Annotated in this window: 18 protein-coding genes and 1 pseudogene; 3 read left to right on the forward strand and 16 right to left on the reverse strand. The window is 60.3% G+C overall.

The features are described 5' to 3' along the window. Nucleotides 1-189: 189 nt before the first annotated feature. Both HMPREF2836_RS09525 and HMPREF2836_RS09435 read left to right on the forward strand, forming a co-directional pair. Nucleotides 190-375 (forward strand): annotated as a pseudogene (locus HMPREF2836_RS09525) (type IV toxin-antitoxin system AbiEi family antitoxin domain-containing protein); the annotation flags it as partial. Between the two features lie 378 nt (nt 376-753). Further along, nucleotides 754-1,146, forward strand: a complete 393-nt coding sequence (locus tag HMPREF2836_RS09435; RefSeq protein ID WP_246822834.1) for an endonuclease domain-containing protein — start codon at nt 754-756, stop codon at nt 1,144-1,146. 218 nt (nt 1,147-1,364) lie between these two features. Here the strand turns inward: HMPREF2836_RS09435 and hisS are convergent, their stop codons facing one another. Then, nucleotides 1,365-2,726, reverse strand: a complete 1,362-nt coding sequence (gene hisS / locus HMPREF2836_RS05835) for a histidine--tRNA ligase (RefSeq protein WP_070629815.1) — start codon at nt 2,724-2,726, stop codon at nt 1,365-1,367. 293 nt (nt 2,727-3,019) lie between these two features. Between hisS and HMPREF2836_RS05840 the strand changes: the two genes are divergently transcribed. Then, the gene (locus HMPREF2836_RS05840) at nt 3,020-4,288 is read left to right on the forward strand and encodes a DUF349 domain-containing protein (RefSeq protein WP_070629816.1); all 1,269 of its coding nucleotides are present in this window, start codon (nt 3,020-3,022) and stop codon (nt 4,286-4,288) included. 535 nt (nt 4,289-4,823) lie between these two features. Here the strand turns inward: HMPREF2836_RS05840 and HMPREF2836_RS05845 are convergent. The 15 genes from HMPREF2836_RS05845 to HMPREF2836_RS05915 all read right to left on the reverse strand — a co-directional run bounded on the left by HMPREF2836_RS05845 (nt 4,824) and on the right by HMPREF2836_RS05915 (nt 23,298). Further along, nucleotides 4,824-5,072, reverse strand: a complete 249-nt coding sequence (locus HMPREF2836_RS05845) for a hypothetical protein (protein ID WP_070629817.1) — start codon at nt 5,070-5,072, stop codon at nt 4,824-4,826. A 404-nt stretch (nt 5,073-5,476) separates the two neighbouring features. Beyond that, nucleotides 5,477-7,954, reverse strand: coding sequence for a RelA/SpoT family protein (locus HMPREF2836_RS05850; protein ID WP_070629818.1), 2,478 nt, complete (start codon nt 7,952-7,954; stop codon nt 5,477-5,479). Nucleotides 7,955-8,248: 294 nt separating this feature from the next. Then, on the reverse strand, nt 8,249-9,427 hold the full coding sequence (gene secF / locus HMPREF2836_RS05855) for a protein translocase subunit SecF (protein WP_070629819.1): 1,179 nt from the start codon (nt 9,425-9,427) through the stop codon (nt 8,249-8,251). A gap of 2 nt (nt 9,428-9,429) precedes the next feature. Then, nucleotides 9,430-11,121: a protein translocase subunit SecD gene (gene secD, locus HMPREF2836_RS05860; protein WP_070629820.1), complete on the reverse strand. Its 1,692-nt coding sequence runs from the start codon at nt 11,119-11,121 to the stop codon at nt 9,430-9,432. Nucleotides 11,122-11,220: 99 nt separating this feature from the next. Continuing rightward, the gene (yajC, locus tag HMPREF2836_RS05865) at nt 11,221-11,580 is read right to left on the reverse strand and encodes a preprotein translocase subunit YajC (protein ID WP_049342021.1); all 360 of its coding nucleotides are present in this window, start codon (nt 11,578-11,580) and stop codon (nt 11,221-11,223) included. Nucleotides 11,581-11,988: 408 nt separating this feature from the next. Next, on the reverse strand, nt 11,989-12,975 hold the full coding sequence (gene ruvB / locus HMPREF2836_RS05870; RefSeq protein WP_172855776.1) for a Holliday junction branch migration DNA helicase RuvB: 987 nt from the start codon (nt 12,973-12,975) through the stop codon (nt 11,989-11,991). 171 nt (nt 12,976-13,146) lie between these two features. Next, entirely contained in the window at nt 13,147-13,767 is a 621-nt protein-coding gene (gene ruvA / locus HMPREF2836_RS05875) for a Holliday junction branch migration protein RuvA (RefSeq protein WP_070629821.1), read from the reverse strand. Between the two features lie 230 nt (nt 13,768-13,997). Continuing rightward, nucleotides 13,998-14,687, reverse strand: a complete 690-nt coding sequence (ruvC, locus tag HMPREF2836_RS05880; protein ID WP_070629822.1) for a crossover junction endodeoxyribonuclease RuvC — start codon at nt 14,685-14,687, stop codon at nt 13,998-14,000. Nucleotides 14,688-14,924: 237 nt separating this feature from the next. Next, entirely contained in the window at nt 14,925-15,683 is a 759-nt protein-coding gene (locus HMPREF2836_RS05885; protein WP_070629823.1) for a YebC/PmpR family DNA-binding transcriptional regulator, read from the reverse strand. Nucleotides 15,684-15,815: 132 nt separating this feature from the next. Next, entirely contained in the window at nt 15,816-16,583 is a 768-nt protein-coding gene (locus tag HMPREF2836_RS05890; protein WP_070599941.1) for a type 1 glutamine amidotransferase, read from the reverse strand. Further along, on the reverse strand, nt 16,583-17,866 hold the full coding sequence (locus tag HMPREF2836_RS05895) for a Mur ligase family protein (RefSeq protein ID WP_070543618.1): 1,284 nt from the start codon (nt 17,864-17,866) through the stop codon (nt 16,583-16,585). Before HMPREF2836_RS05895 ends, HMPREF2836_RS05890 begins: the two co-directional genes overlap by 1 nt. Before the next feature lie 187 nt (nt 17,867-18,053). Further along, nucleotides 18,054-19,235: a hypothetical protein gene (locus tag HMPREF2836_RS05900; RefSeq protein ID WP_070629824.1), complete on the reverse strand. Its 1,182-nt coding sequence runs from the start codon at nt 19,233-19,235 to the stop codon at nt 18,054-18,056. A gap of 533 nt (nt 19,236-19,768) precedes the next feature. Then, nucleotides 19,769-20,344 carry an HIT family protein gene (locus HMPREF2836_RS05905; RefSeq protein ID WP_049342029.1) on the reverse strand — a complete coding sequence of 192 codons (576 nt, stop codon included), beginning with the start codon at nt 20,342-20,344 and terminating at the stop codon, nt 19,769-19,771. 87 nt (nt 20,345-20,431) lie between these two features. Continuing rightward, entirely contained in the window at nt 20,432-21,094 is a 663-nt protein-coding gene (locus HMPREF2836_RS05910; RefSeq protein ID WP_049342030.1) for a hypothetical protein, read from the reverse strand. Nucleotides 21,095-21,588: 494 nt separating this feature from the next. After that, nucleotides 21,589-23,298, reverse strand: coding sequence for a potassium channel family protein (locus HMPREF2836_RS05915; RefSeq protein ID WP_070629825.1), 1,710 nt, complete (start codon nt 23,296-23,298; stop codon nt 21,589-21,591). Nucleotides 23,299-23,403 lie beyond the last annotated feature (105 nt).

Raw genomic sequence — 23,403 nt, forward strand, 5'->3', positions numbered from 1 at the left:
TTCGCCGTGGGTCTTTAACCCGGGGTGAAGGCATTACCCTATCGAAAAGCCGCTAACCTATCGAAGTATTACCGGGGAATCCACTCCGCATGCCTGTGGACAAACACTTTTTCGGTAGAATCCGCGAAGTTATCCACAGATTTCACGAACAAGCCCCACAACCTCACACAGCCTGCCAGGATAAAGCCTATGGACACCGCAACTATTCCGTGGCAACGCGTCCCAAACGTACTACCGGCTACACCAGAAATTACCCGTACCGCAGAACTACACCCATTCGTGCTGAACTCCCAGATGCTCAACTTGCGAGGAATCGGGCCGAAACGCATTCGCAAGCTAGTGGCGGAAGGGTCTCTGCAACGTATCCAGCGAGGAGCCTATATTTACACCCGCGATGCCCAAGCGCTCACCCCCGAAGAGCGGCTCACTGTACGGTGCATCGCTGCTCAGATGATGGGTCTTCAAGGGATCTTCTCACACACATCAGCCGCGGCGCTATGGGGACTTGATGTACTCTCTGCTCCCCAAATGATAAGCGTGTATAGCTGTAGTCATAGCACCTCTGACAAGGGAAGAATCACCCGGCATTACAGCGCCACCGGCCCCGAGGAAGTCACCAGGTTGCCGGGCACATCCATCATGGTTACGACGGTGGCTCGCACGCTACAGGATTGCGCTCGCACTATGCCCTTTCGGGAGGCGGTAGTCCTCGCCGACTCCATCATGCGGCGGAAACTCTTGGAACCCCACGAGGTGACTGAGATTCTACTGAACCTCACCGGGTACGGCGGCTCCGCCGGGCCTCTCCTGGCGCAGGCGGTGGATGCATCCAGCGAGTCGGCTGGTGAAAGCCTCACCCGGTGCCTACTCATGGAGCACAGGCTGCCCCTCCCCGTAACGCAGTACCCGATTTCATGCGAAGGCCGTAACTATCGAGTGGACTTCACCTGGCCCGAGGCGCGCGTCATTCTCGAGTTCGACGGCGAACAGAAATACGTGGACCACCCCGGCAGGGACCGCTACGAAGCCGCCCGCGACCGTGCTCTAACCCGCGCCGGCTGGACGGTCGTGCACCTCACGTGGGCAGACATCTTTCAGAAAGAACGGGAAGTCATCACCCACCTGCGGAAACTACTCTTGAGATAAAGCGAGGAAACGCCTCAATCGATAGGTTAGCGCCTTCACCCCGGGTTAAAGACCCACGGCGAAGACACTAACCTATCGAGAATCTGGGCTCACACAAAAGACCCGCCCGGCAGGGAGGTCAATATCCTCCCCACCAGGCGGGTACACATCCATATGCAGGCTACAGCAACCAAATTATTACAGCAGCCAGATACTACAGCGGCCAAACACCGCAGGGATTACAGGCCCTCAGCACGCACAATCTGAACGTGCAGGTCCTCAGCCGGCGGCATCCACGAAGCCGGATCAGCAGCAACCTGCTCACCCGAGCGGATATCCTTCACCTCGTGAACCGGGGCACCCGACTCATCCGACGAAATGAACCACACGAACGGAATGCCGCGCTTCTCAGCGTACTTAATCTGCTTACCGAACTTCGCCGCATTCGCAGACACCTCGCAGGCAATACCGCGGGCACGCAGCGCATCCGCAACATCATTCGCGGCCGACCAGCCCTCATCATTCGTCAAGGCAACAAACACAGCCGAAGGCACCTTACGGCTCGCCTGCGCAAAACCCTGCGACAGGATACGAGCCACCACACGAGTCACACCAATAGACAGGCCAACACCCGGGTACGTCTTCTTACCGTTCGACGCCAGCGACTCATAACGGCCGCCCGAGCAAATCGAACCCAGCGACTCGTGACCAACCAGAACAGTCTCATACACGGTGCCGGTGTAGTAGTCCAGGCCGCGAGCAATCGACAGGTCAGCCAGCACCTTACCCGGCGCACGGCGGGACGCCTCCTCAATGACCTCAGCCAGCTCAGCAAGACCCTGATCCAGCAGCTCGTGCTCCACCGAATACTTAGCAGCAAGCGCACGCACCTGCTCCACGAAGGATGCGTCCTCAGTGCGGATCTGCGCCAGCTCCAGGGCAGCAGCGGCAGCATCCGCGCTCGCACCAGCCTCAGCCTGCAGCTCCTCGGCCACGCGCTCCGGGCCAATCTTCTCCAGCTTGTCAATAGAACGCAGAACAGCCGCAGTATCAGTCAAACCCAAGCCCAGGTAGAAACCCTCAGCCAGCTTGCGGTTATTCACACGCAGCTTGAACTCAGGAATCGGCAGCTTCGACAGCGCATCAACAACAACCAGCGCCAAGGTCACGTCGTAACGGAACGGCAGCTCGCCGTCGCCAACCACGTCAATATCAGCCTGGGTGAACTCGCGGGCACGACCCTCCTGCGGACGCTCACCACGCCACACCTTCTGAATCTGGTAACGCGAGAACGGGAAATTCAGGTAACCGGCGTTCTCCACCACATAACGGGCAAACGGCACGGTCAGGTCAAAGTGCAGAGCCAGCTTTTCCTTAGCCTTCGCAGCCTCGTCCTCCTGCAGGCGAGAAATTGCGTAAACTTCCTTGTCAATCTCACCCTTGCGCAGCAGCTGCTCAATAGTCTCTACCGAACGAGTCTCAATCGGGGAGAAACCGTGCAACTCAAAAGTCTCACGCAAAGTGTCCAGAACATGATTCTCAACCAACCGCTCAGCCGGAAGATACTCGGGAAAACCAGACAGCGAAGCCTTGCGAGCCATACGCGATACTCCTTGACAAAGAACTCGACAACAAAACCCCCGGAACACCTCCGGGCATATCTACCCATCATACCAACACCCACCCCAGCACAGCACCCACTCCCCCAGCACACCCGACACAAACCCGCAGCCGGCAGGTTCGCCCACAACACAACACGACCAGACACTACTCACACACACCCCACAGAGGCTATGCTTAGGAGGTGCACACGCACACCCAAACGGGTGCCCACCACGGGGAACAGCGCAAAGGCGCCCCACCCCCAGCACCCCCGAGTGAAAGAGTTATAGCGGTGACTACCAAACCCGACGACACTGTAAACCTCGAAAAGGCACGCCAGTACGGCCGCGTCTCCGAGGACGGCCACGTCTTCGTCATTGTCGACGGCGAAGAATACGCCGTAGGCCAGCTGCCCGGCGCCTCCGAAGAAGAAGCGCTCTGCTACTTCGCCCGCAAGTTTGAAAACGTCGAGGCGCAGGTTGCCCTGCTCGAATCCCGCCTCGCCAACAACGCCCCCGCCGCAGACCTGCAGAAGGGCATCACCTCCATCGGTGCACAGATCGGTGTGCGCAACATGGTCGGTGACTACTCCGGCCTGCAGAAGCGACTCATCGCACTCGCAGAGCAGATCGCTGAACTCGGCGAAAAGCAGCAGCAGGCACGCACCGAAAACCGTGAACGCGCCCTCGCCGTCCGCGAAGAAATCGTCGCGGAAGCCGAGCAGATTGCCGGCCAGGACCCCGACCAGATCCACTGGAAGAACTCCCACTCCCGCATGAACGAACTGTTCGAAGCGTGGAAGAAGGCACAGCGCGAAATTCACCTGGCAAAGAGCGTAGAGGACGAGCTGTGGAAGCGTTTCCGTGCAGCCCGCACCACCTTCGACCGCAACCGCCGCGCACACTTCTCGCAGCTGGACGACCGCAACGCACGCATCAAGCGCGCCAAGGAAGAGCTGATTGCACGTGCGGAAGAGCTGTCCACTTCGACTGACTGGTCTGAGACTTCCCGCGTATACGGCGACCTGATGCGCGCCTGGAAGCAGGTACCCCGCGGCCACCGTCGCGAAGACGACAAGCTGTGGGCACGCTTCCGCGCGGCACAGGACGTGTTCTTCAACGCCCGCAACGAAGCCGAAGCAGCGCAGGACGCAGTCTACGCCGAAAACCTCAAGGTCAAGGAAGCACTGCTCGAAGAAGCACGCGCACTCCTGCCCGTCGAAGACATTGAGGGCGCGAAGGCAGCCTTCGAGAAGATCCTGGACCGCTGGGATGCGGCAGGCCGCGTGCCCCGCAACGACCTGCGCCGCGTCGACGGCGAGCTGCGCCGTATTCAGGACGAAATCAACGGCGCCGAAGAGGCAAAGTGGAAGCGCAACGACCCCGCCAAGGCGGCACGCGCGAACTCCCTGCTCGCACAGATCGAGGACTCCCTCGCCGAGCTGGAAGCAGAGCTCGCAGCAGCTGAAAAGGGCGGCGACTCCAAGAAGATCGCCAAGGCTAAGGAAGCTCTGGAGGCGCGCCGCGCCTGGGCAGCAACCCTGCAGGGCTTCGGCAACTAGGGTCTAGCCGACGGTCTAATTAACGCCGAGAAGCCACATGTGTTTCGAAAAGCCACCATTATCGTGGCTTCTCGAAACACATGTGGCTTCTGCGTGTCTGCGGGGGTTATATTCGCGCCTCCCACCCTATGCAGATGGAGGGCGCACCGGGTTCATGGATTTTCGATAGGTTAGTGACTTTAATGCGGGTTAAAGACCCACGGTGAAGACACTAACCTATCGAAAATCTCTGTCTAAAAAGCAGGCGGCCCCGGATGCGCCAGGTAGGCGAGAGCCGGTTATGGTTTAGGTTTTTCGGTAATGGGTTAGTGACTTTGGGCTGGGGTTTTAACCATCACTAAAGACGCTAAGTCATGACTGAAATTGCTAGGTCATGACCGGATTTTCACCGGTGCTGAGGCCCCGCCTCTGCAGAATTTGTGCCATGGTTTAGTGTCTTCGACTATGGTTTTTAACTACGACCAAAGACACTAACCTATGGCACAAATCCGCAACTCATGACCGGATCCCCATCTGTGACAGGTGGGCGGGTGGGCTACACGGCGAGCACATACATGTCGCGAAGTGCCTCTTCCGCCTCGTCGAGGGCGTATCCGCTCTGACAGAGAGCGTCGCAGCCGTTACCGTAGCGGAGGCCGGCGAGGAACTCGCGGTCGGCCACCTCCGGCAGGTACACCATGAGGTATTCGCCGTTTTCAGTGAAGAAGTCGTCAATGTTGGCGGCGTCCTGGCCGGAGTAGAAGGCGCGGAAGTCTTCGTCATTGTAGTAACCAACCGTGTACATGAGGGGCTCCTTTGGTTGCTCGGCGGAGGGGGTGAGAACGCGTCGTTGTTCTCTACCGCCAAAGGTAGGGGGTGTCCCTGACAAGATAAGGGGCTGCACCGCCCCGCGCCGGAGAAAACACCAAAAAATGTTGCGTGACGAGGGGGTTTTCTGAAGGCGCACTCCCCCGCCCACACGCTGCAAGGGAAATTCGGTCATGGGTTACGGACTTCTGCCATGGTTTTTAACTACGACAGAAGTCACTAACCTATGGTCGAAATCGACGCCGGGTAGAGGGACCGACCAGCAGAGTAAATCCGTGCCGATACCGCCCCCATAGACAGCGAGAAGCCACATGTGTTTCGAAAAGCCACCAAAGAAGTGGCTTTTCGAAACACATGTGGCTTCTGGGCGTAGAGAAGTATTTACGCCTCCGAGGGTTTCGCTCCGGTCAGGCGGTACGCCTTGTACACGCCCGTCACGTTACGGACCACGTTCAGCACGTGCTCCAGCATGAAGCGGTCACCCAGCTCCAGGGCGAAGCGGTCCACCACGGTGCGATCCTCTGAGGTGTGCACGCGCGCATCCAGAATGTTCACGCCCGACTCAGAAATCGCACGAATCAGGTCGCTCAGCAGGCCCTTACGGTCCAGCGCCTCCACCTGAATCTGCACACGGTACGTAGCGGTCGGCGAAGACGCCCACTCGACCGTGGTCACGCGCGGCTCCTCGTCAGCGTTACGCATGTTCGGGCAGTCACGGCGATGCACCGAAATACCGTTATAGCGGGTCACAATGCCGATAATGTCATCCGGCGGAACCGGGGTGCAGCAGCGCGCAATCTTCGTCAGCACACCCTCAGCACCCGGCACAATCACGCCGTTATCGCCAATCGCCTTGCGGGTCGACTTCAGCAGCGTCTCGTCAAAGTCGCTGACCTCAACCTCGGGTGCCGGCTCGTCGCCGCGGTGCACCTCAACGAGGGTGTCAATGACCTGCTTCGGCGCGATTTCGTGCTCACCAATCGCACGGTACAGTGACGCCACATCGTTCTTGTGCAGCAGCTGAGCCACCTGAGTCATGATCTCCGGGCTCATCATCTTCTGCAGCGGTAGCTCACTGTTGCGCATGCTCTTGGTGAGCATCTCGCGGCCTGCGAGCAGCGCCTCCAGGCGGCGTTCCTTCGCGAAGTACTGGCGAATCTTCGTGCGAGCGCGTGAGGAGCGAACGAACTTCAGCCAGTCCTCGCTGGGTCCGGCGTCTTCGTTCTTCGTGGTCATAATCTCCACGGTGGCGCCGGTGGGCAGGACCGTGTGCAGCGGCACGAGGCGGCCGTTGACCTTCGCGCCGACGGTGCGGTCGCCGACCTCACTGTGGATGGCGTAGGCGAAGTCCACGGGGGTGGATCCGTTGGGCAGGGCGATTGCCTCGCCGTTGGGGGTAAGGACCACGATTTCGTCGGTGTCAAGGGTGTCAGCGAGCGACTCGTAGAACTTCTCCGACTCCGGGTTGGAGTTCGAAATCTCGGCAATAGACTGCAGGATGCCGACGTTCATCATTGCCGAGGTCTGGGTGCTCGGCTCCTTCGGGTCCTTCGCGGGCGCGCCTGCGCGAGGCGCAACCTTCTCGCCGCGCGATGCCGCCTTGTAGCGCCAGTGCGCAGCCACACCGTACTCGGCCTCTTCGTGCATCTTGTAGGTGCGGATCTGAATCTCAAGCGGCAGGTTGCCCGGACCGTACACGGTCAGGTGCAGCGACTGGTAGTTGTTGTTCTTCGGGTTCTTAATGTAGTCCTTGAAACGGCCAGTCATCGACGGCCACAGGGACAGCACGTGGCCGAGCACGGTGTAGCATTCCGCCTCTTCCTCGACCATGATGCGCACGGCGAGGATGTCGTTAATCTCGTCGAAGCTGCGGCCCTTCGTCTTCATCTTCTGATGAATCGAATAGTAGTGCTTCGGGCGGCCCGTCACGGTCGCGTCGATGCCCACCTCTTTCAGGCGGTCCGTAATCTTGGTGCGCGCCTCGTTCAGGAACTTTTCGAGCGCAGGGGTGCGTTCGCCGACCATGCGCACCATCTCGGCGTAAATCTCCGGGCTCATGGCGGCGAAGGACAGGTCCTCCAGCTCCCACTTGATCGTGTTCAGGCCCAGGCGGTGCGCGAGCGGCGCGTAAATCTTCAGGGTCTCTTCTGCCTTCTTCGCGGCAGAAGCCTGCGGCACAAAACGCCAGGTGCGGGCGTTGTGCAGGCGGTCGGCAAGCTTGATGAGCAGCACGCGGATGTCCTTGCTCATGGACAGCACGAGCTTGCGGATTGTCTCAATGGAGGCGTTCTCGCCGTAGGTCATCTTGTCCAGCTTGGTCACGCCGTCGACCAGGTAGGCGACCTCCTCTCCGAACTCTTCGGTGAGCTGCTCCATCGTGTAGTCGGTGTCTTCCACCGTGTCATGCAGCAGACCCGCGGCGAGCACGGGGCCGGTTGCACCCATCTCCGCAAGAATCGCGGTCACGGCGACCGGGTGGGTGATGTACGGGTCGCCACTCTTACGCTTCTGACCCTCGTGACAGCGGTTCGCCACCTCGTAGGCGCGCTGCAGCACCTGGATGTCTTCATCCGGGTGGTAGCGGCGCACGGCACGCACGACCGGCGCAATCATCGGGGAGAAACGGATGGTACCGCCGTGCGAGTCGGAGGCTTCCATCGTGCTGCTGCGGCCACCAAAAACGAGGCGGTTAGGCACACGCCCGCTAGCAGCCATAACACGGTGCGAGCCGCGCTTCCTCTTCGCATCAGACGAATCAGTTTCAGGCAGAGGAATCGGGCCAGCGGGCCGAACCGCAGGCTTCTCGGCGGTCCCTGCGGGATTCTCAGCGTTAGCGTTCACGGCAGGTTCTGCACTCATTCCAGGCTCCTTCGGGCTCAAGATAATCAGCCGCACACTCAGGTTCCTCATCATTGAGGGCTATACCGGCCAAACCAGCTATCAGCAGGCTCAAACGCGAGCGCACAGTATCTTCACTTCTTATCCTACCCAGCGGTCTGGAACGCGCCAAACTATGCGACGTTTTAACACGCCCGAGCGCGTTTTCTGAGCGAATATCCGGGTGGATGCACGGGCACGCTAAAGGGGAGCCGACACCTTTCGGTATCGACTCCCCTATCGTTAGTAACGCCAGTAGCGCTGGCGGAACGCTGGCTAACCGTTCAGGTTCACGCGGTGAATCTCAATGGTTGCACGTGCCGGCTTCTTAGCAGGCTTCTCGGTTGCCTTCTCGTCCTCGGTCGCCTTGTCAGCAGATTCCTCAGACTTCGCAGCCTTCTCAGCCTCGGCGGGCTCCTCCGAAGAGTCACCCTCAGCCTCGTCAGCATCCTCAGCGTCCTTGAAGCTGCCGCTCTCCACCTTCGCGGTGTGCTCACGAATCTGAGCCTCACCCAAACGTAGCGAAGCATACAGCGGAGCAGACACGAACAGCGTACCGAACATGCCCACCAGAATACCCACGAACAGCGACAGGGACAGGTCCTGCAGAGTACCCGCACCCAGGATGAACGCACCAATGAACAGGATCGCGCCCACCGGCAGAACACCCACAATAGCGGTGTTAATCGAACGGACCAGAGTCTGGTTCACCGCCAGGTTAATCTGCTCGGCAAAAGTCGTGTCACGGCGTTCCAGCACATCCTCGGTGTTCTCACGGATCTTATCGAACACCACCACCGAGTCGTACAGCGAGTAGCTCAGAATCGTCAAGAAACCAATAATTGCACTCGGAGTGATCTCGAAGCCGAACGCGGCGTACAGGCCAACCGTCACCACCACGGTGAAGAACAGGCCCGCAATAGACGCCAGCGACATCTTCCAGGTGCGGAAGTAGAACGCCATACCAATCAGCGCAAGCACCACAAACGCGACCAGACCCCAGAACGCCTGACGGGTCACATCCGCACCCCAGGTCGGGCCTACAAACGAAGAGGTCACGTCATTCTCAGAGACGCCGTAACCCTCCTGCAGAGCCGCCTTCACCTGCAGAGTCTCATCATCGCTGAGCTTGCTCATCTGGGCACGAATCGTACCCGGCGCAATATTGGTCACGCGAACATCCGAAGCGTCCTTCGCCTTCTCGTGAATAATGCGCTCACCCGTAGCAGTATCAACGTGCGCGGTCTTCGAGACCACGAACTCCGAACCGCCACGGAAATCAATACCCAGGTTGAAGCCGCCACCAATAGCCGGAATCAGAACCGAAACCGCCATCAGCACAGCCGCAAGCAGCAGCCACAGGCGGCGCTTACCCACGAAGGGGTACGAGCGGGCACCCGAATGCAGGTCATTACCGAAGCGGGCAAAAGCATTAGGTTTCACATCGGTAGCCATGCTTAGCTCTCCTTCTTCTCATCAGAAGCAGACTCGTCAGCCTCAGCGGCGGCACGCTCTGCACGGCGACGCTCAGCAATGCTCAGCTGCTTCTCCCCCGGGCTGCGGAGGCGACCGGCACCACGGTACAGCGGCGTAGCACCCAGCGACTCAGGCGACAAGCCCGAGTGGCGGTGACCCTCACCAAAGTAACGAGTATTCGCCAGCAGAGTCAGCATCGGATGGGTGAACAGGTACACGACCACAAGGTCAGCAATCGCAGTCAAACCAAGGGTGAACGCGAAGCCCTTCACCGAACCAACCGACACCACGTACAGCACCACAGCAGCCAGCAGGTTCACAGCCTTCGACGCCAAAATAGTGCGGGATGCACGCTGCCAACCGTGATTCACCGCCGACGGGATCGTGCGGCCCGCACGGATCTCATCACGGATACGCTCAAAGTAGACGATGAACGAGTCAGCCGTAGCACCAATCGCCACAATCAGACCCGCCACACCAGCCAGGGACAGGCGGTAGTTCAACGCCCAACCCAGCAGCGCAATCGCCTCATACGAAATGATGCCTGCAACAATCAGCGACATCATCGTGACAAAACCCAGCAGACGGTACTGGAACAGCGAGTACACGAACACCAGCAGCAGACCAATCAGGCCGGTCAGCAGACCCACACGCAGCTGCTCCGAACCCAGGGTCGCAGAAATCTGCTGCTCCGACTGGATCGTGAAGCTAATCGGCAGGGCACCGTACTTGAGCTGATCGGCGAGAGCCTTCGCCTCCTGCTCGGTGAAGTTACCGGTAATCTGCGGCTTACCGTCAGAAATCACTGCCTGCGACACCGGGGAAGACAGCACCTTGCCATCCAGCAGAATTGCGAAGCGGGCACGCGGATCATTTGCGTTCTTCGCACGAATCGCGTTCAGGCGAGAAGTAATGTTCTGGAACTTCTCACGAGCCTCATCGTTGAACTGAATGTTCACAGCCCAACGGCCCGTAGTCACGCCCTGACCGCTCGTCTCCTGCGAGTGGCTTGCGGTAGAAATATCGCTACCGCTCAGCTCCACAGGACCCAGAATGTACTTCTCCTGACCGTCAGTGGAGCACGCCACCATCGGCTTAGTCGGGTCAGCACTATCGGCATCCTCATTACGTGCCGCGGTGCAGTCCTTCGCCTCGTACTGCTTGTACAGCTCCGGAGTAATCCAGTTGCGGTCCGAACCGTCAGTCGGCTCCGCAGACGGCTTGGGCAGCTTATCGTCCGCAGTGCGGGCATCCTCAGCCACCGCAGTACCGGCACCAGAAAGCAGCACCGGGCGGAACGTCATATTTGCAGACGCCTGAATCAGCTGACGAGTCTCAGCGCTAATCGTTCCGGGAACCGAAACAACCACGTTATTGCCCGAGCCGAAGGAGGTGGTAACCTCCGCCTCCGAAACGCCGGCACCATCAACGCGCTGACGAATAATCTCAACCGCCTGGTTCAACTGCTCCTGGGAGACGTTCTCATCCGAAGAGCCATTGACCTTCGGAGAAAGAATCATCTGAGTACCACCCGAAAGGTCCAGGGCGAGCTTCGGTGCCCAAGAACCTCCCGCGTAGGTGGTGCCGAAAATACCGGCAGCCATAACAACCATGAGCAGGACCATCGAGAGGAGCGCCCCTCGCGCGGCTGCAAGCGGTGAACGCTTAGCCATAATGTTCCTTCTTCGTGTGAATAGTATTGAGTGTTCTACAGATTCCGTAACGCGAAAACCCGACGCCGCTCACTGGGCGCCGGGCTCATACGCGCTGAATTACTTAGCAGTATCAGAAGAGGTATCGGAAGCGGGAGCTTCGGATGCGGTAGCCTCGTACACGTCCTCGGTCAGGGGCGCTGCGGGGGCTTCCTCCTCAACGACGGCCATAATCGCGTTCAGTGCCAGGGTGATAACAACACCGTCCGCAATCTGAAGCTGCAGCTTGTTGTTCTCAAGGTCAGTGCTGACAACGGTGCCGTAGATGCCGGAACCAGTCATCACCTGGGTGCCGGGGACGAGAGACTGCTGCATTGCGCGCAGTTCCTCCATCTGCTTACGCTGACGCTTCTGGGCGGAGAACATCATCCATGCCAGCAGCGCCATCATGGCGATCATAATCAGGAGGTTAAAATCCATGGTCTCACTTTCACATCCGCACCCGTGCCGCTCACCGCGAGGGTTGAGCGTACCAGAAGGTGTGGAATCGTAGATACAGTACGTATCCATCCTACGCGAGAGCATGAGCTTTAGCGCCCCGAACCAGCGTTTTTGTGAGGTTAACCTGAGTTTTGGACTCTCTCGGCGTAATTTTATGTCGCCGGTAAAGACCAGCAGAGCCCGGCAGAGCCCATTGGAACCCGACAGCGCCTGCAGAACCGGTAGAAGAGCTACCGCGCCCGCGCAGAAGAGCTACCGCGCCCGCGCAGAAGAGCTGCCGCGCCTGCAGAAAAGCTACCGGGGCGCAGAGAAGCCCGCGGGAGGCTGATACCTCCCACGGGCTACTACTGTGTTATCAACTGATGCGGCCCTAAAGCTGATACGGATCTAGAGCTGAATCTCCGGGGCCTCCAAGCCGAGGTGCTCCCACGCCGCGGGCAGAGCCACACGACCGCGCGGAGTGCGACCAATCAGGCCCTCACGCACCAGGTACGGCTCGGCAACCGTCTCCACGGTCTCCGTCTCTTCACCCACCGCAATGGCGAGGGTGGACAGACCCACCGGGCCGCCGCCGAACTTGTGAATCAGCGCCTCCAGCACGGCGCGGTCCAGGCGGTCCAGGCCGCGCGAATCCACCTCGTACATGTCCAGCGCGGTTGCGGCATCGGTCGCGTTAATGCGGTCCACGCCGTTCACCAGCGCCCAGTCACGCACACGACGTAGCAGGCGGTTCGCAATACGCGGCGTGCCGCGGGAACGACCGGCAATCTCCGTGAAACCCTCGGAGGTAATCTGCATATCCATCAGACCCGCACTACGGCGAAGCACCAGCTCCAACTCCTCCACCGAGTAGAACTCCAGGTGGCCGGTAAAGCCGAAACGATCACGCAGAGGACCGGGCAGCAGACCCGCGCGAGTCGTCGCACCCACCAGGGTGAACTGCGGCAGCTCCAGCGGAATGGAGGTCGCACCCGCACCCTTACCGACCACAATGTCCACACGGAAATCTTCCATCGCCATGTAGAGCATTTCCTCAGCCGGGCGGCTCATACGGTGAATCTCATCCAGGAACAAAACCTCACCGGGGGTCAGCGAGGACAGAATCGCCGCCAAATCACCCGAATGCTGAATCGCCGGGCCCGAGGTGATGCGCAGCGGCGCCTCCATCTCTGCCGCAATAATCATCGCGAGAGTGGTCTTACCCAGACCGGGAGGGCCCGACAGCAGCACATGGTCGGCGCTACGGCCGCGCATCTTCGAAGCCTCCAGCACCAGGGACAGCTGCTGACGCACACGGCGCTGACCCACAAAGTCATCCAGGGACTTAGGGCGCAGTGCCGCCTCAATCATCTTCTCTTCAGGCTCTTCTTCCATCGCCACCAGGCGCTGGGCGGGAGCTGAAGACGCCTGAGTGCCGGGCACCTGACCGGGAAAATACCCGCCGGAAACCAGGGACGCCGCGGGCTGCGGCTCATAGGGATTCTGGCTCATAGAATTCTTCTTTCACAAAAGTTTGAGTGGGATACGTCGAACAGGGTGCGCCGTTTAGTGGCGGCTCACCGTGTTCTGAGTACCCAAGGAGGCGAGCACACCGCGCAGAGCCACACCCACCGGCTCAGTCTCTGCGGCAGGGTTGTGCTGCACGTAAGCGTCAATAGCGGCGGAAGCGTCCTTCTCGCTCCAGCCCAGGGAGGTGAGAGCGTCAAGCACCTGCGGCTTCCAGACAATGCCCTGGCTCAGCGGCAGCTCATCGGTCTGGCCATCGCTCAGAATCAGCTTGCCGGCAAGCTCCAGCACAATACGGCGGGCACCCTTCGGGCCAATACCGGGAACCTTCGTGAACGCCTTATCGTCACCGGTCGCCACGGCGCGCTCCACCTCAGCGGCAGTGTGAACACTCAACACCGCCAGAGCAATACGCGGACCAATACCGGAAACCGAAAGCATCATATCGAACACTTCACGCTCGGCAGGCTCCGAAAAACCGTACAGAGTCATCGACTCTTCACGCACAATCATGGTGGTCAGCACGGTAGCTTCCTCACCAGTGCGCAGCTTGGAGAGAGTACGCGCAGTAGCGTACACGAGCATGCCGAAACCGTTCACGTTAATCACCGCATGATCAAGGCCCACCTGAGCCACACGACCGGTCAGGGATGCAATCATTTCTCTCCACCTTTCAACACCGCGCCCCGAATCAGGCTCGCGGCAGTGTGAGGGCACCGGGAACTCCGGCACCCACAGAACGCACTCCCCCAATTCGACGGGGAGACACTACAAGTATATTAGAATATTTCTTCTGAAATCAAGTATATATTCGAACTTCTTAGCGAATACATGCGAGCCAGCAGGAGGCGGCACACAAGCCCACGAAGGCATCTCTAGCGGCGGCACCTCTAGCGGCGAGCGCGCGCCTCCGCCTCCATCCAGGCACGCTGCGCCGGAGTCAACGACCCGCCACGAGGCGCCTGCGCCGGGCGTGAACCCTGGTGAGTCTGCGTCTGGGCCGCCATGTTGATACCCGAACCAATGCCGCCGCCACGCCAGCCGTGACAGATCGCAATCGCTAGGGCATCAGCAGCATCGGCGGGCTTCGGCATGGAATCCAGCCCCAAAATGCGGGTCACCATGCGACCCACGGACGCCTTATCGGCCCGGCCGCTACCGGTCACCGCCGCCTTCACCTCCGAGGGGGTATGGAAGAACACCGGCACGCCGCGCATTGCCGCCGCAGAAATCACCGCACCCGAAGCGTGCGCCGTACCAATCACCGTGTTCACCTGCTCCTGAGCGAAGATACGCTCAATCGCCAGGGCATCCGGCTTATAGGTGTCGAGCCAGTGGGAGGCGGCATTGAAAATCCAGAGAATACGCTGGTCCAGAGACTCCGCCGGGATCGTGCCGGCAACACCCACGTTCACGAAGTGCGCCTTACGGTCGGCGGTCATATCAAGCATGGAGAAGCCGCAGCGGGTCAGGCCCGGGTCAACACCCATGATGCGGGTTGCACCCGGCACACGCTCCACGGCAGCGGCAGTACGGTTTTCACGCATGCTATCGCGTGCGGCAGGTTGAGCGGCGGCCATCATCTCCCCTTTCGACAAACTCCCTATAGAATCTCTAGATTCTAGCCCTTCAGAATCCTAGCACCCGGCACTGGGGCGTGCCACGAGCACGGTCATAACGAGAACAGACACCGCCCGTGAACGTCCCCAAGACGCTAAGAAGCCACTCCCCCAACCAGCCACCGCGCGGCGGCTCGGTTAAAGGAGCGGCTTCTTCAAGCATCAGATATCAGAACCTGAGTGATTACTCAGCTGTGATTACTCAGCTTCCAGCTCTGCCATAACCTCGTCAGAGACGTTAGCGTTCGAGTAGACGTTCTGAACGTCGTCGAGCTCTTCAATAGCATCTGCCAGCTTCATGAACTTCTTAGCACCCTCAGCGTCCAGGTCAACCTGCATGGTCGGGCGGAAGACCGGGTCGTCGTTGTTGTACTCCAGGCCAGCCTCGTCCAGTGCCTTACGGATCTCGGGCAGGTCGGTCGGTGCGGAAACAACGGTGAAGATATCGCTCTCGTCCAGAACCTCTTCGGCGCCTGCGTCCAGAACAGCCATCAGAACGTCGTCCTCGGTCAGACCGTCAGTCTTGGTGACCTCAGCAACGCCCTTACGCTCGAACAGGAACGCAACCGAACCCTGGTCAGCCATGGTGCCGCCGTTACGGGTCACAGCCAGGCGAACCTCAGACGCTGCACGGTTACGGTTATCAGTCAGACACTCAATGTACAGAGCGGTACCCTGCGGGCCGCGTGCTTCGTACATGATCTCGGTGTAGTCAATGGTCTCACCGGTCAGGCCAGCGCCACGCTTGATTGCGCGGTCAATGTTGTCGTTAGGAACGGAGTTCTTCTTCGCCTTCGACACAGCCAGGTCAAGAGCGGGGTTACCAGCAATATCAGCGCCGCCCATACGTGCCGCAACTTCAATTGCCTTAATGAACTTCGCGAAAGCCTTCGCGCGCTTAGCGTCGATAGCAGCCTTCTTGTGCTTAGTAGTCGCCCATTTAGAGTGACCGGACATTCGTATCTCCCTTAGTCAAAACCTCCGTGCGGGCACGGCGAAACGTCCCACGCACCGTACTGTACTCACATAACTATACCGTAGCGGAGGCGCACACCACCTCAGAAAGTGCACGCCACCACCAGGAATAGGCTAGCGGGGGCGAGACGCAGCCGAAGCGCGCGCCTTCTCCACCAGCGAGTCGTCAATCGTGTTCGGCGTGAACTCGCCAAACTTACGCTGAGCCGCCTGCTCAATCAGGTAGTCCGAAATCTTCGGGTTCTTCGGCAGCAGCGAACCGTGCAGGTAGGTGCCAATCACGTTGTGCACGCGCGCACCCTCATACGTATCGGTCACGTTGTTACCCTCACCCTTGGTGACGGTAGCCAGCGGGGTGCAGCCGGAACCCAGGTAAGTCAGGCCCGAGTGGTTCTCAAAACCAATCACGGTGCCGAACTCTTCAGACTCCTCAACAATGTTGCCGATCAGGCGGTCATCGCCGCCGACCGTGTGCGCATCAAAAATGCCGATACCCTTCAGCACCTCACCCTCACGGGTGCGGAATTCCTTGCCGAACAGCTGGTACAGGCCACAAATGACGAGCATCGGCACGCCAGCCTCAGCCAGCGAGCGCAGCGTGTCACCATTAGCGTGCAGGTCGTCCTGAATCACGGACTGACCCGAGTCCTGACCGCCGCCACCCAGAATGATGTCAACATCTTCCGGGAAAGGCTGACCGGGGTTGTGGTCCAGAATCTGCACGTCAAAGCCGTGCGCCTGCGCGCGACGAGCCAACGCCAGGGTGTTGCCCCAGTCGCCGTAAATGTTCATGTCGAGCGGGTACAGCTGCAGAATACGCAGAGTCTTACCGTTATTGGGGCCGGAGGCGGGGGTGCCCTCAAAAGTGTGAGTTGCCGTCATTAGGAAACCCTCTCAACGTCAGTGATCTTTGCGAGCTCTTCACGCAGAGCCAGCATTGCGGTGTAGGTGCAGAAAATACGCATGGGCGCGTTCCCGCTGGAGGCAATGAAGCCCTTGAGCGCATCGGCGAGGTTCTCGTTGACCTCGTCAACCTTCACGCCGTCATGCTCCAGGCGCAGCGCCATATCCCAGGCACGCACACCCGAAACCATCTGCACGCCGGTCTTCTTCAAGCTGTCGAAGTCAACATCCCACAGCCAGGACACGTCACGGCCGTCAGCGTACTGGTCGTTAATCGTGATCATGGTGGCGTAGTCGTCAGCGTTTGCGCTCGCCAGGGACAGGCGGAAACCGCTCGGGTTCTTCACCAGCAGCAGCTGCAACGGGCGGCCGTTCACGTTCAGAGTCTCACCGCGACCGAAGGCAGGGGTAATCTTCGCCAGCTCGGCGATGAGCTTATCTTCGTTGAGCTTCTCACCCATGACGGCGCGGGTCAGCGCCATAGCGCCAGCCGCGTTGAAGATGTTGTAAATGCCGTAGAGGTTGATCTCGCCGACTCGCTCCACACCCGCCAGGTCGAAGGTTGCGGAGGTGCCGGAGAACGCGGTCAGGGTGACGTCAGCCTCGGGCAGGGTCGCCTTCGCGACGGTGCCGCCGCGCATCTCATCATCCGAGGGGAAGTACGAGCGCAGGGACTCATCCAGGCCGTAATACTTGACGGTCACGCCAGGCTGCACGTTCTCAGCGAGGGAGCGGATGCGCGGGTCCTCACGGTTGAGCACCACGGTACCGGTCGTTGCGGAGGCGACGGTCGCCAACATGCGGCGGGTCGTGTCAATCTCACCGAAGCGGTCCAGCTGGTCACGCAGAACATTCAGCAGCAGAGCGTAATCGGGCTTGACGGCCTTGACGAAGTGCACGGCGTGCGCCTCGTCCAGCTCAAGCACAGCAATATCAGCGTCAAGCTTGCCGCCGAGGGTCATCTCGCCCAGCAGTGCCGCAGCGACACCGCGCACAAAGTTCGAACCGGTGCGGTTAGTGAAAACCTTCAGACCCTGAGCTTCAAGCAGCTGCACAGCCATCTTCGTGGTGGTGGTCTTACCGTTCGTGCCGGAGACAACAACCACGCCGTAGGGCAGCTTCGCGAGCTCTTCAGCGACGAAGTCGGGGTGCAATTTTTCCATGACAAGGCCGGGGAAGGCGGAGCCGCCGCCGCGAAGCTTAGTCGCGGCGCGTACGCCCTGGCCGAGAAGACGAATGAGGGGTTTGGACATGCTTACCATTTTAGTACACGCACGCCAGCGGCTGAATGGTCCGCCGGGCTCGTTCGCTCATGCCGGACGGGGCGGGGTTACTGGGGTTTTGGTGCGGGGTTTGGTTCGGGCGGGGTGGGGTTTGGTGCGGGGCTCCGGCTAGGGCGAAGCGCCGGGGGTATTAGAACAGCGAGCCCGCTTAGAAGAGCAAGCCCGCTTAGAACAGAGAACCCTGCACCCTCACCCGCGTGAACTCCTGCGCCGGCTCCACTAGCACATTCCGCCACGCGGCAGTATTCACCAGGAACGCCGCGTCAGCATCGCCGGTGTGGGCGCTCAAAAACTGACCCGCCGCGCCCGTGCAGAAGAAGCCAGCCGCCCCGCTCTCAGTACCGGAACCACCCAGACCAGATTCACAGGGCGCCAGCGGTTCGGGCGATTGCGCGCGCAGAGCCGCATACGGGCGGTTCATGGCAAGCGACGGAATCCACGGCTCATCCAGGGCGGTGAGCGGCACCTCCGGGTCGGTACACGCCAGCTCGGCGAGCGCTTCGCGGGCGCGGGCGACCGCCTCCTGATGTGCAACACGAAGCTGCGCACCGGGCAGCGGGTTCGTCCAGGCGCGGTACTTGCTCGCCACCTGCTTGACCTGCGGAATCTTCGCGAGAGCGGTCACGGCGTCTTCGGCGCGGCGAATGGCAAGGCCGTCGGGTGCAAGCGCAATGTAGGTGGCGGTGGCGACCGCCTGCTCGTCCAGGCGGCGCGGGGTCGAATGCAGGGAGCTCGTGCCGACCTTGTGCGTACCATCGGGGAAGGTCGCGATATAGAGGCGATGCTCCAGCATGGCGTAGGCGCGCATGGATTCGGTGAGCGTTCCGGGGTACAGGTGCGCGCGGTGCAGGGCGGTAAATTCGTCGCGGGCGGTGCAGCGCGGGCACTGCTGGCCACGCTGGATGCGGGTGCCCTCGGGGCAGGGTACGCGGCGGATTCCCGCGGATTCGGGGGCGGCGTCATTGCTCGTGCCGGTGGCGTAGCCGGCGCAGTAACGGTAGAGTTCCCCCTCGCTATCGCGCGGAATACGCAACCCCAGATAGGCGCCGGGAGTCAACGGAATCTGGATGCGAACCCCGCTCGGAACGCCACGCTGCGCGGGGCTTCTTTCCTGGTTAGGGGTGCTCTCTCCCTCCGCTTGAGATGCCCGGTTATGAACTCCTTCAGCACCCCCGCCGGGCACGACCGGTTCCACCTCAATGAGCGGGCGGCGGTTGGACCAGCGGATCTGCCTCCAGATGAGTAGCTGGGGCGCGCCTGCAGAATCACCGGCACCGGCACCATTACCGGCGGCGGGCGCAGCAGCAAACTCGTCGAAAGCAGTTTCAAGCAGGTTGGGGTAGTCCATAGCATTCCACTCTAGCGGGTCTGGCGGGTTCTTTCTCGTGGGTTCTTTCTCGCGGGGTGCAGCGCATCCGGGTATCACGTCTTCGGCGGCGCATCCTGGCGCAACGTCCCCGAGGGGCAAAAGCAGCGCCCTCGAAATGCAAAAAAGAGGCCAGCGTCTTTCACGCTGATCCGCACCCCCGCAGTGTTGCCGTGCGTTCACGCACGACGGGGTGGGTTCTCAGCTGAGGCGCTGACCTCTGTGGTTGAGGCAGGGCGCTTACCCTGCCAAGCCCGAAAGCGATCGGTGACCGCTATTTTTCGGTGAGCTATGCGGTGTTTCTGGAAGCCGGAAGCTTCCCCGCAGCGTCGCTGCATTTAAAACTTTGCCATATCCAATGGACATAACATCATTCAAATACGCATCGACTGCCCAATCTGCGCATTTATGACGCAGAATTTCTATGCACTAGCTGGCAAATTGAAGCAATTAGTGCAAAATTTCAAAATCACCAAGCCGCTCAGCCGGACTATCTGACGGATGAACCACGCCATCTAGCTGAGGCGGGCAAACCCCTCCGCAATAGCCACACGCATATCGTCCAGCGTGCGGGACATAGTCTTGGTGTGAGCGATAATCGGCAGGAAATTCGTATCCCCACTCCAGCGCGGCAGAATGTGCTGATGCAGGTGATCAGCAATGCCCGCACCGCCCACCTTGCCCTGATTAATGCCAATGTTGAAGCCGTCATTATGCGACACCTCGCGCAGAACCTTCATGGCGAGCTGCGTCAGCTGCGCAATCTCCATGGTTTCTGCCTCGGTCGCATCATCGTAGAACGGGATGTGGCGGTACGGGCAGACCAGCAGGTGACCGGGGTTGTACGGGTAGAGGTTGAGAATCACGAAGGCATGCTCGCCGCGATGCACAATCAGCGACTCTTCGTCACTGCGGCTGGGCGCGGTGCAGAAGGGGCAGGTCTTCTCGGTGTAGTCCTTCTGGCCACCGCTCACGTAGGCGGTGCGGTGAGGGGTCCACAGGCGCTGGAACTGGTCCGGTGCGCCGGGCAGCTCGAAGGAATCCTGCACCGAGGCTGCGGTGCCGTGCTCGGGGGTCGTGTTCTCGCTCATAGTCCCATTCTATAACCCACACGCGGCAACAGGAACGCCCCGTCCGTCATGCGTGCCAGATATGAGATAACTCCCCCGGCAGCGCGCTTAGCTGTGCTGCTTTTCCAGGTGAATGATGCGGGTGGCACCCTCAAAGGTCATGGGGAAGCTCAGCACGCCGTCCTCCATGACGAATTCCTTGGTTTCCTTATCGGAGGCGTACGGTGCGTGGCTCAGCTTCGCGTGGTCCACGTGCGAAATGTAGCTGAAGTTGCCGGTCTTCGCCTCGAAAGTGCCAGCCCAGAAGGGGGTTGCCAGCTCTTCGTGGTTCAGGTGGTAGGTGACCTCGATAATGCCGTCGTGAATGACTGCGTCCATGTAGTTCTCAAGGTTGGTAGAGTCCTGCTGAACCCAGGTGCCGTCCATGATTTTCTGCGAGCGCGCAACGGCTGCCGAGGAAGGCATGGGCGCCGCGGTGTATGCGGTCTGTTCCTGAGCATCCGGCGTATAGCTACCGGCACCCGCCGGCGCGGGGGTTTCAGTGGGCTGGGTCGCGGTAGGGTGAATCGACGGGTCCTGCGAGGTATTGACCGCCGCCTTAATTCCGGTGCTGTCGTCGCCGGGGGCGGGAACGGCGCTGGGCTCGACGGTTTCAAAAGCTGCGGGGTCAACAACCGCACTTGCGGAGGCGTTATTCGGTGCGGGTGCACACGCGGTGAGAGAGAGCGCGCCGAGTAGAGCGAGCGCGCCCAGAGTGGACTTAGGTACCACGAACGTGTCCTAACAGAGTTATGTGTTTGAGTGAGTTTGTGAGTTGAGTGGTGCCTCCCCGTGAGTGAGGTGGGGATACGACGACACCCCGTAGCGCATTGAGGCTACAGGGCGTTCGATAACCGGCACGGTAGATAGTTTATAGGCTCTGGCTAGGAGTTTCACCAGTGGCGGCCATTTTTAAAAGATAGTTTGGTCACATTAGATCTTAAGTTGAGGGGTTTTTCGCGCACACGAGCCCCAATTTGCACTCTCCACGGGCTAATTTTGCCTCGACAAGGCGAAATATCCCGCACGGTGGCGTGGGCGGCAATTTTCTTGCCTTCGTCTTGCCTTCGCGTGGGCTCGGCACCCAAACCCACCGCTTCAATAAGTATGCGGTGTGGGTTTGAGCGCCAAGCCTCAACTGAACTGTTATATCTGCGCTGCTATCTGCGCTACCGCAACCGAGCCGCTACAGCCCGGTTACTGTCCGCAGGGTATTTACGAGCGGACTACTGCTTGCGGGAACGTAGCGAGAACTTCTCACGAATAATCGTGAACGTCTGGCGGGTCTCCTCCAGCAGGGCGACCGGCTCCTGCTCGCGCACCGCAACCTCATGAGATGCCGAGGAGTCGGCAGGTTCACCAGCCCGCGCGGCGCCGGGCGCGGTGTTCGGGGTAGCCTCCGCAGAAGCTGCCGCAGCAGCACCCGGAGCGCCAGGAGTACCAGGGGCAGTAAAGCCCGCGGCGGCGCTGAAACCGGCGCGGCGTGCCGCCTCCGCATCCGAAGGAACCGGGTGCACACCGTCTTCATCCACGACCTCACGCAACGTGTAGTCGCGGGCTTCACGGCGCGCATACTCACGAGCCAGCAGGGCACGCAACTCAGAAATCTCCTGGCGAAGATCGTCCACGTCAGCCTTGGTTGCGGGGTACTCCTGCTCCTCCCTGCCACCAAACTTTTCGATAATCCAGCTGGCGAGCGCACCGGTCGCAACCGCGACCAAGCCCCCGCCGTACAGCATGACGATCACGGCGATGACCCTGCCGATACCGGTGACCGGGTAAACGTCTCCGTAGCCGACCGTGGCGAGGGTCGTGAACATCCACCAGTAGGCGGTGGGCAGGTCACGAATCATCGCGCCCGGCTCGGAGGACTCCACCGAATAGATCGACAGGGCAAACATGATGATGAAGATCGCGGTGTAGCCGAAGAGCTTCATCCCCAGTTCGGAGAGCCTCTTGTATTGGCGGTTGGCGGTCAGGTGAATCATGGCCAGGAAGCTAACGATACGCCACGCCGGCAGCAGCACGATGGCCAGGTTCATCAGGTTGTGCGTGATGAAGTAGAGTCGCCGCGGCGCCAGGTACAGGCGCACGCAGTAGTCGGCGGCGAAGAGGCCCCACAGAATCATCTGAATGATGTTGAGGTACCCGTCGTACGGCTCCTGAATACGCGTGCTCATGATGGGCGCGGCGAACGCAAGCAGGTACAGTACGGACGCCACGAACATGGGTCGGGAGGAGCGTTCCTCCCACGCCGCCAGGTTCTTCTCGCCGCGGTACTTGCTGAGCGTGCGGAACAGGCGGGTGCGCGGGGCGCGACGCGGCGGGTCCGTGACGGTGCGGGTGACCGTGCGGATGGTCGTGGTGTGCGTTTCAGGTTCGCCCGCGTCAATAATCTCGGCGGCACTATCAGGGTTACCCTGGGTGCCTGCCTTCTGGGTGCCAGCTTTCTGGTCGCCCTTGCCGTGCGGGTGATGCGTGGTGCGGGTGATGCGACGCTCCTCGCGGTGCGTACCGTCCGGCGCGTCGGTGGTGGCGTACTCTTCGACGACCTCTTCGTAGTCGTCGTCGGGGTCCAAGTCGGTGGAGTAGACGGCACGACTGCTGTCCAGGCGCATGGCATCAACGTGCAGGGCGGTTGCCCCCGCGGGGGTAGATGCGGCGGGGCTGGGCTCTGCGGGACTAGTTGCTGCACTAGTTACTGCCGGGCTAGCTTCTGCGGCGGTACTCCCCTGCTTGGCACTCTCCGGCTTGTCGTTCTCCGACTGAGCACTATCTGACTGGGTGATATTCTGCGCGACGCCTTCAGATGCGGCAGTTTCAGGGCGCACGGACGCACCCGCCGGGTTGTCCGCCTCCGATGCTGAGCCTGACGTATTGGGTGCTGTACTGCTTTCTGCCGCGTTATTTGCCTGGTTCTGTGCCGCCTTATCCATAGTGTGAATGATACTCCGCGCTGTTGCGTTTGCGTTTCTATTTCGTTGCGCTGTGACCTTTAGGTGGTGGTCTTTACGCCGGTACGGTCTTTGCACTGCGAGCAT

Source organism: Rothia sp. HMSC065C12 (assembly GCF_001812085.1).
Taxonomy (GTDB): domain Bacteria; phylum Actinomycetota; class Actinomycetes; order Actinomycetales; family Micrococcaceae; genus Rothia; species Rothia mucilaginosa.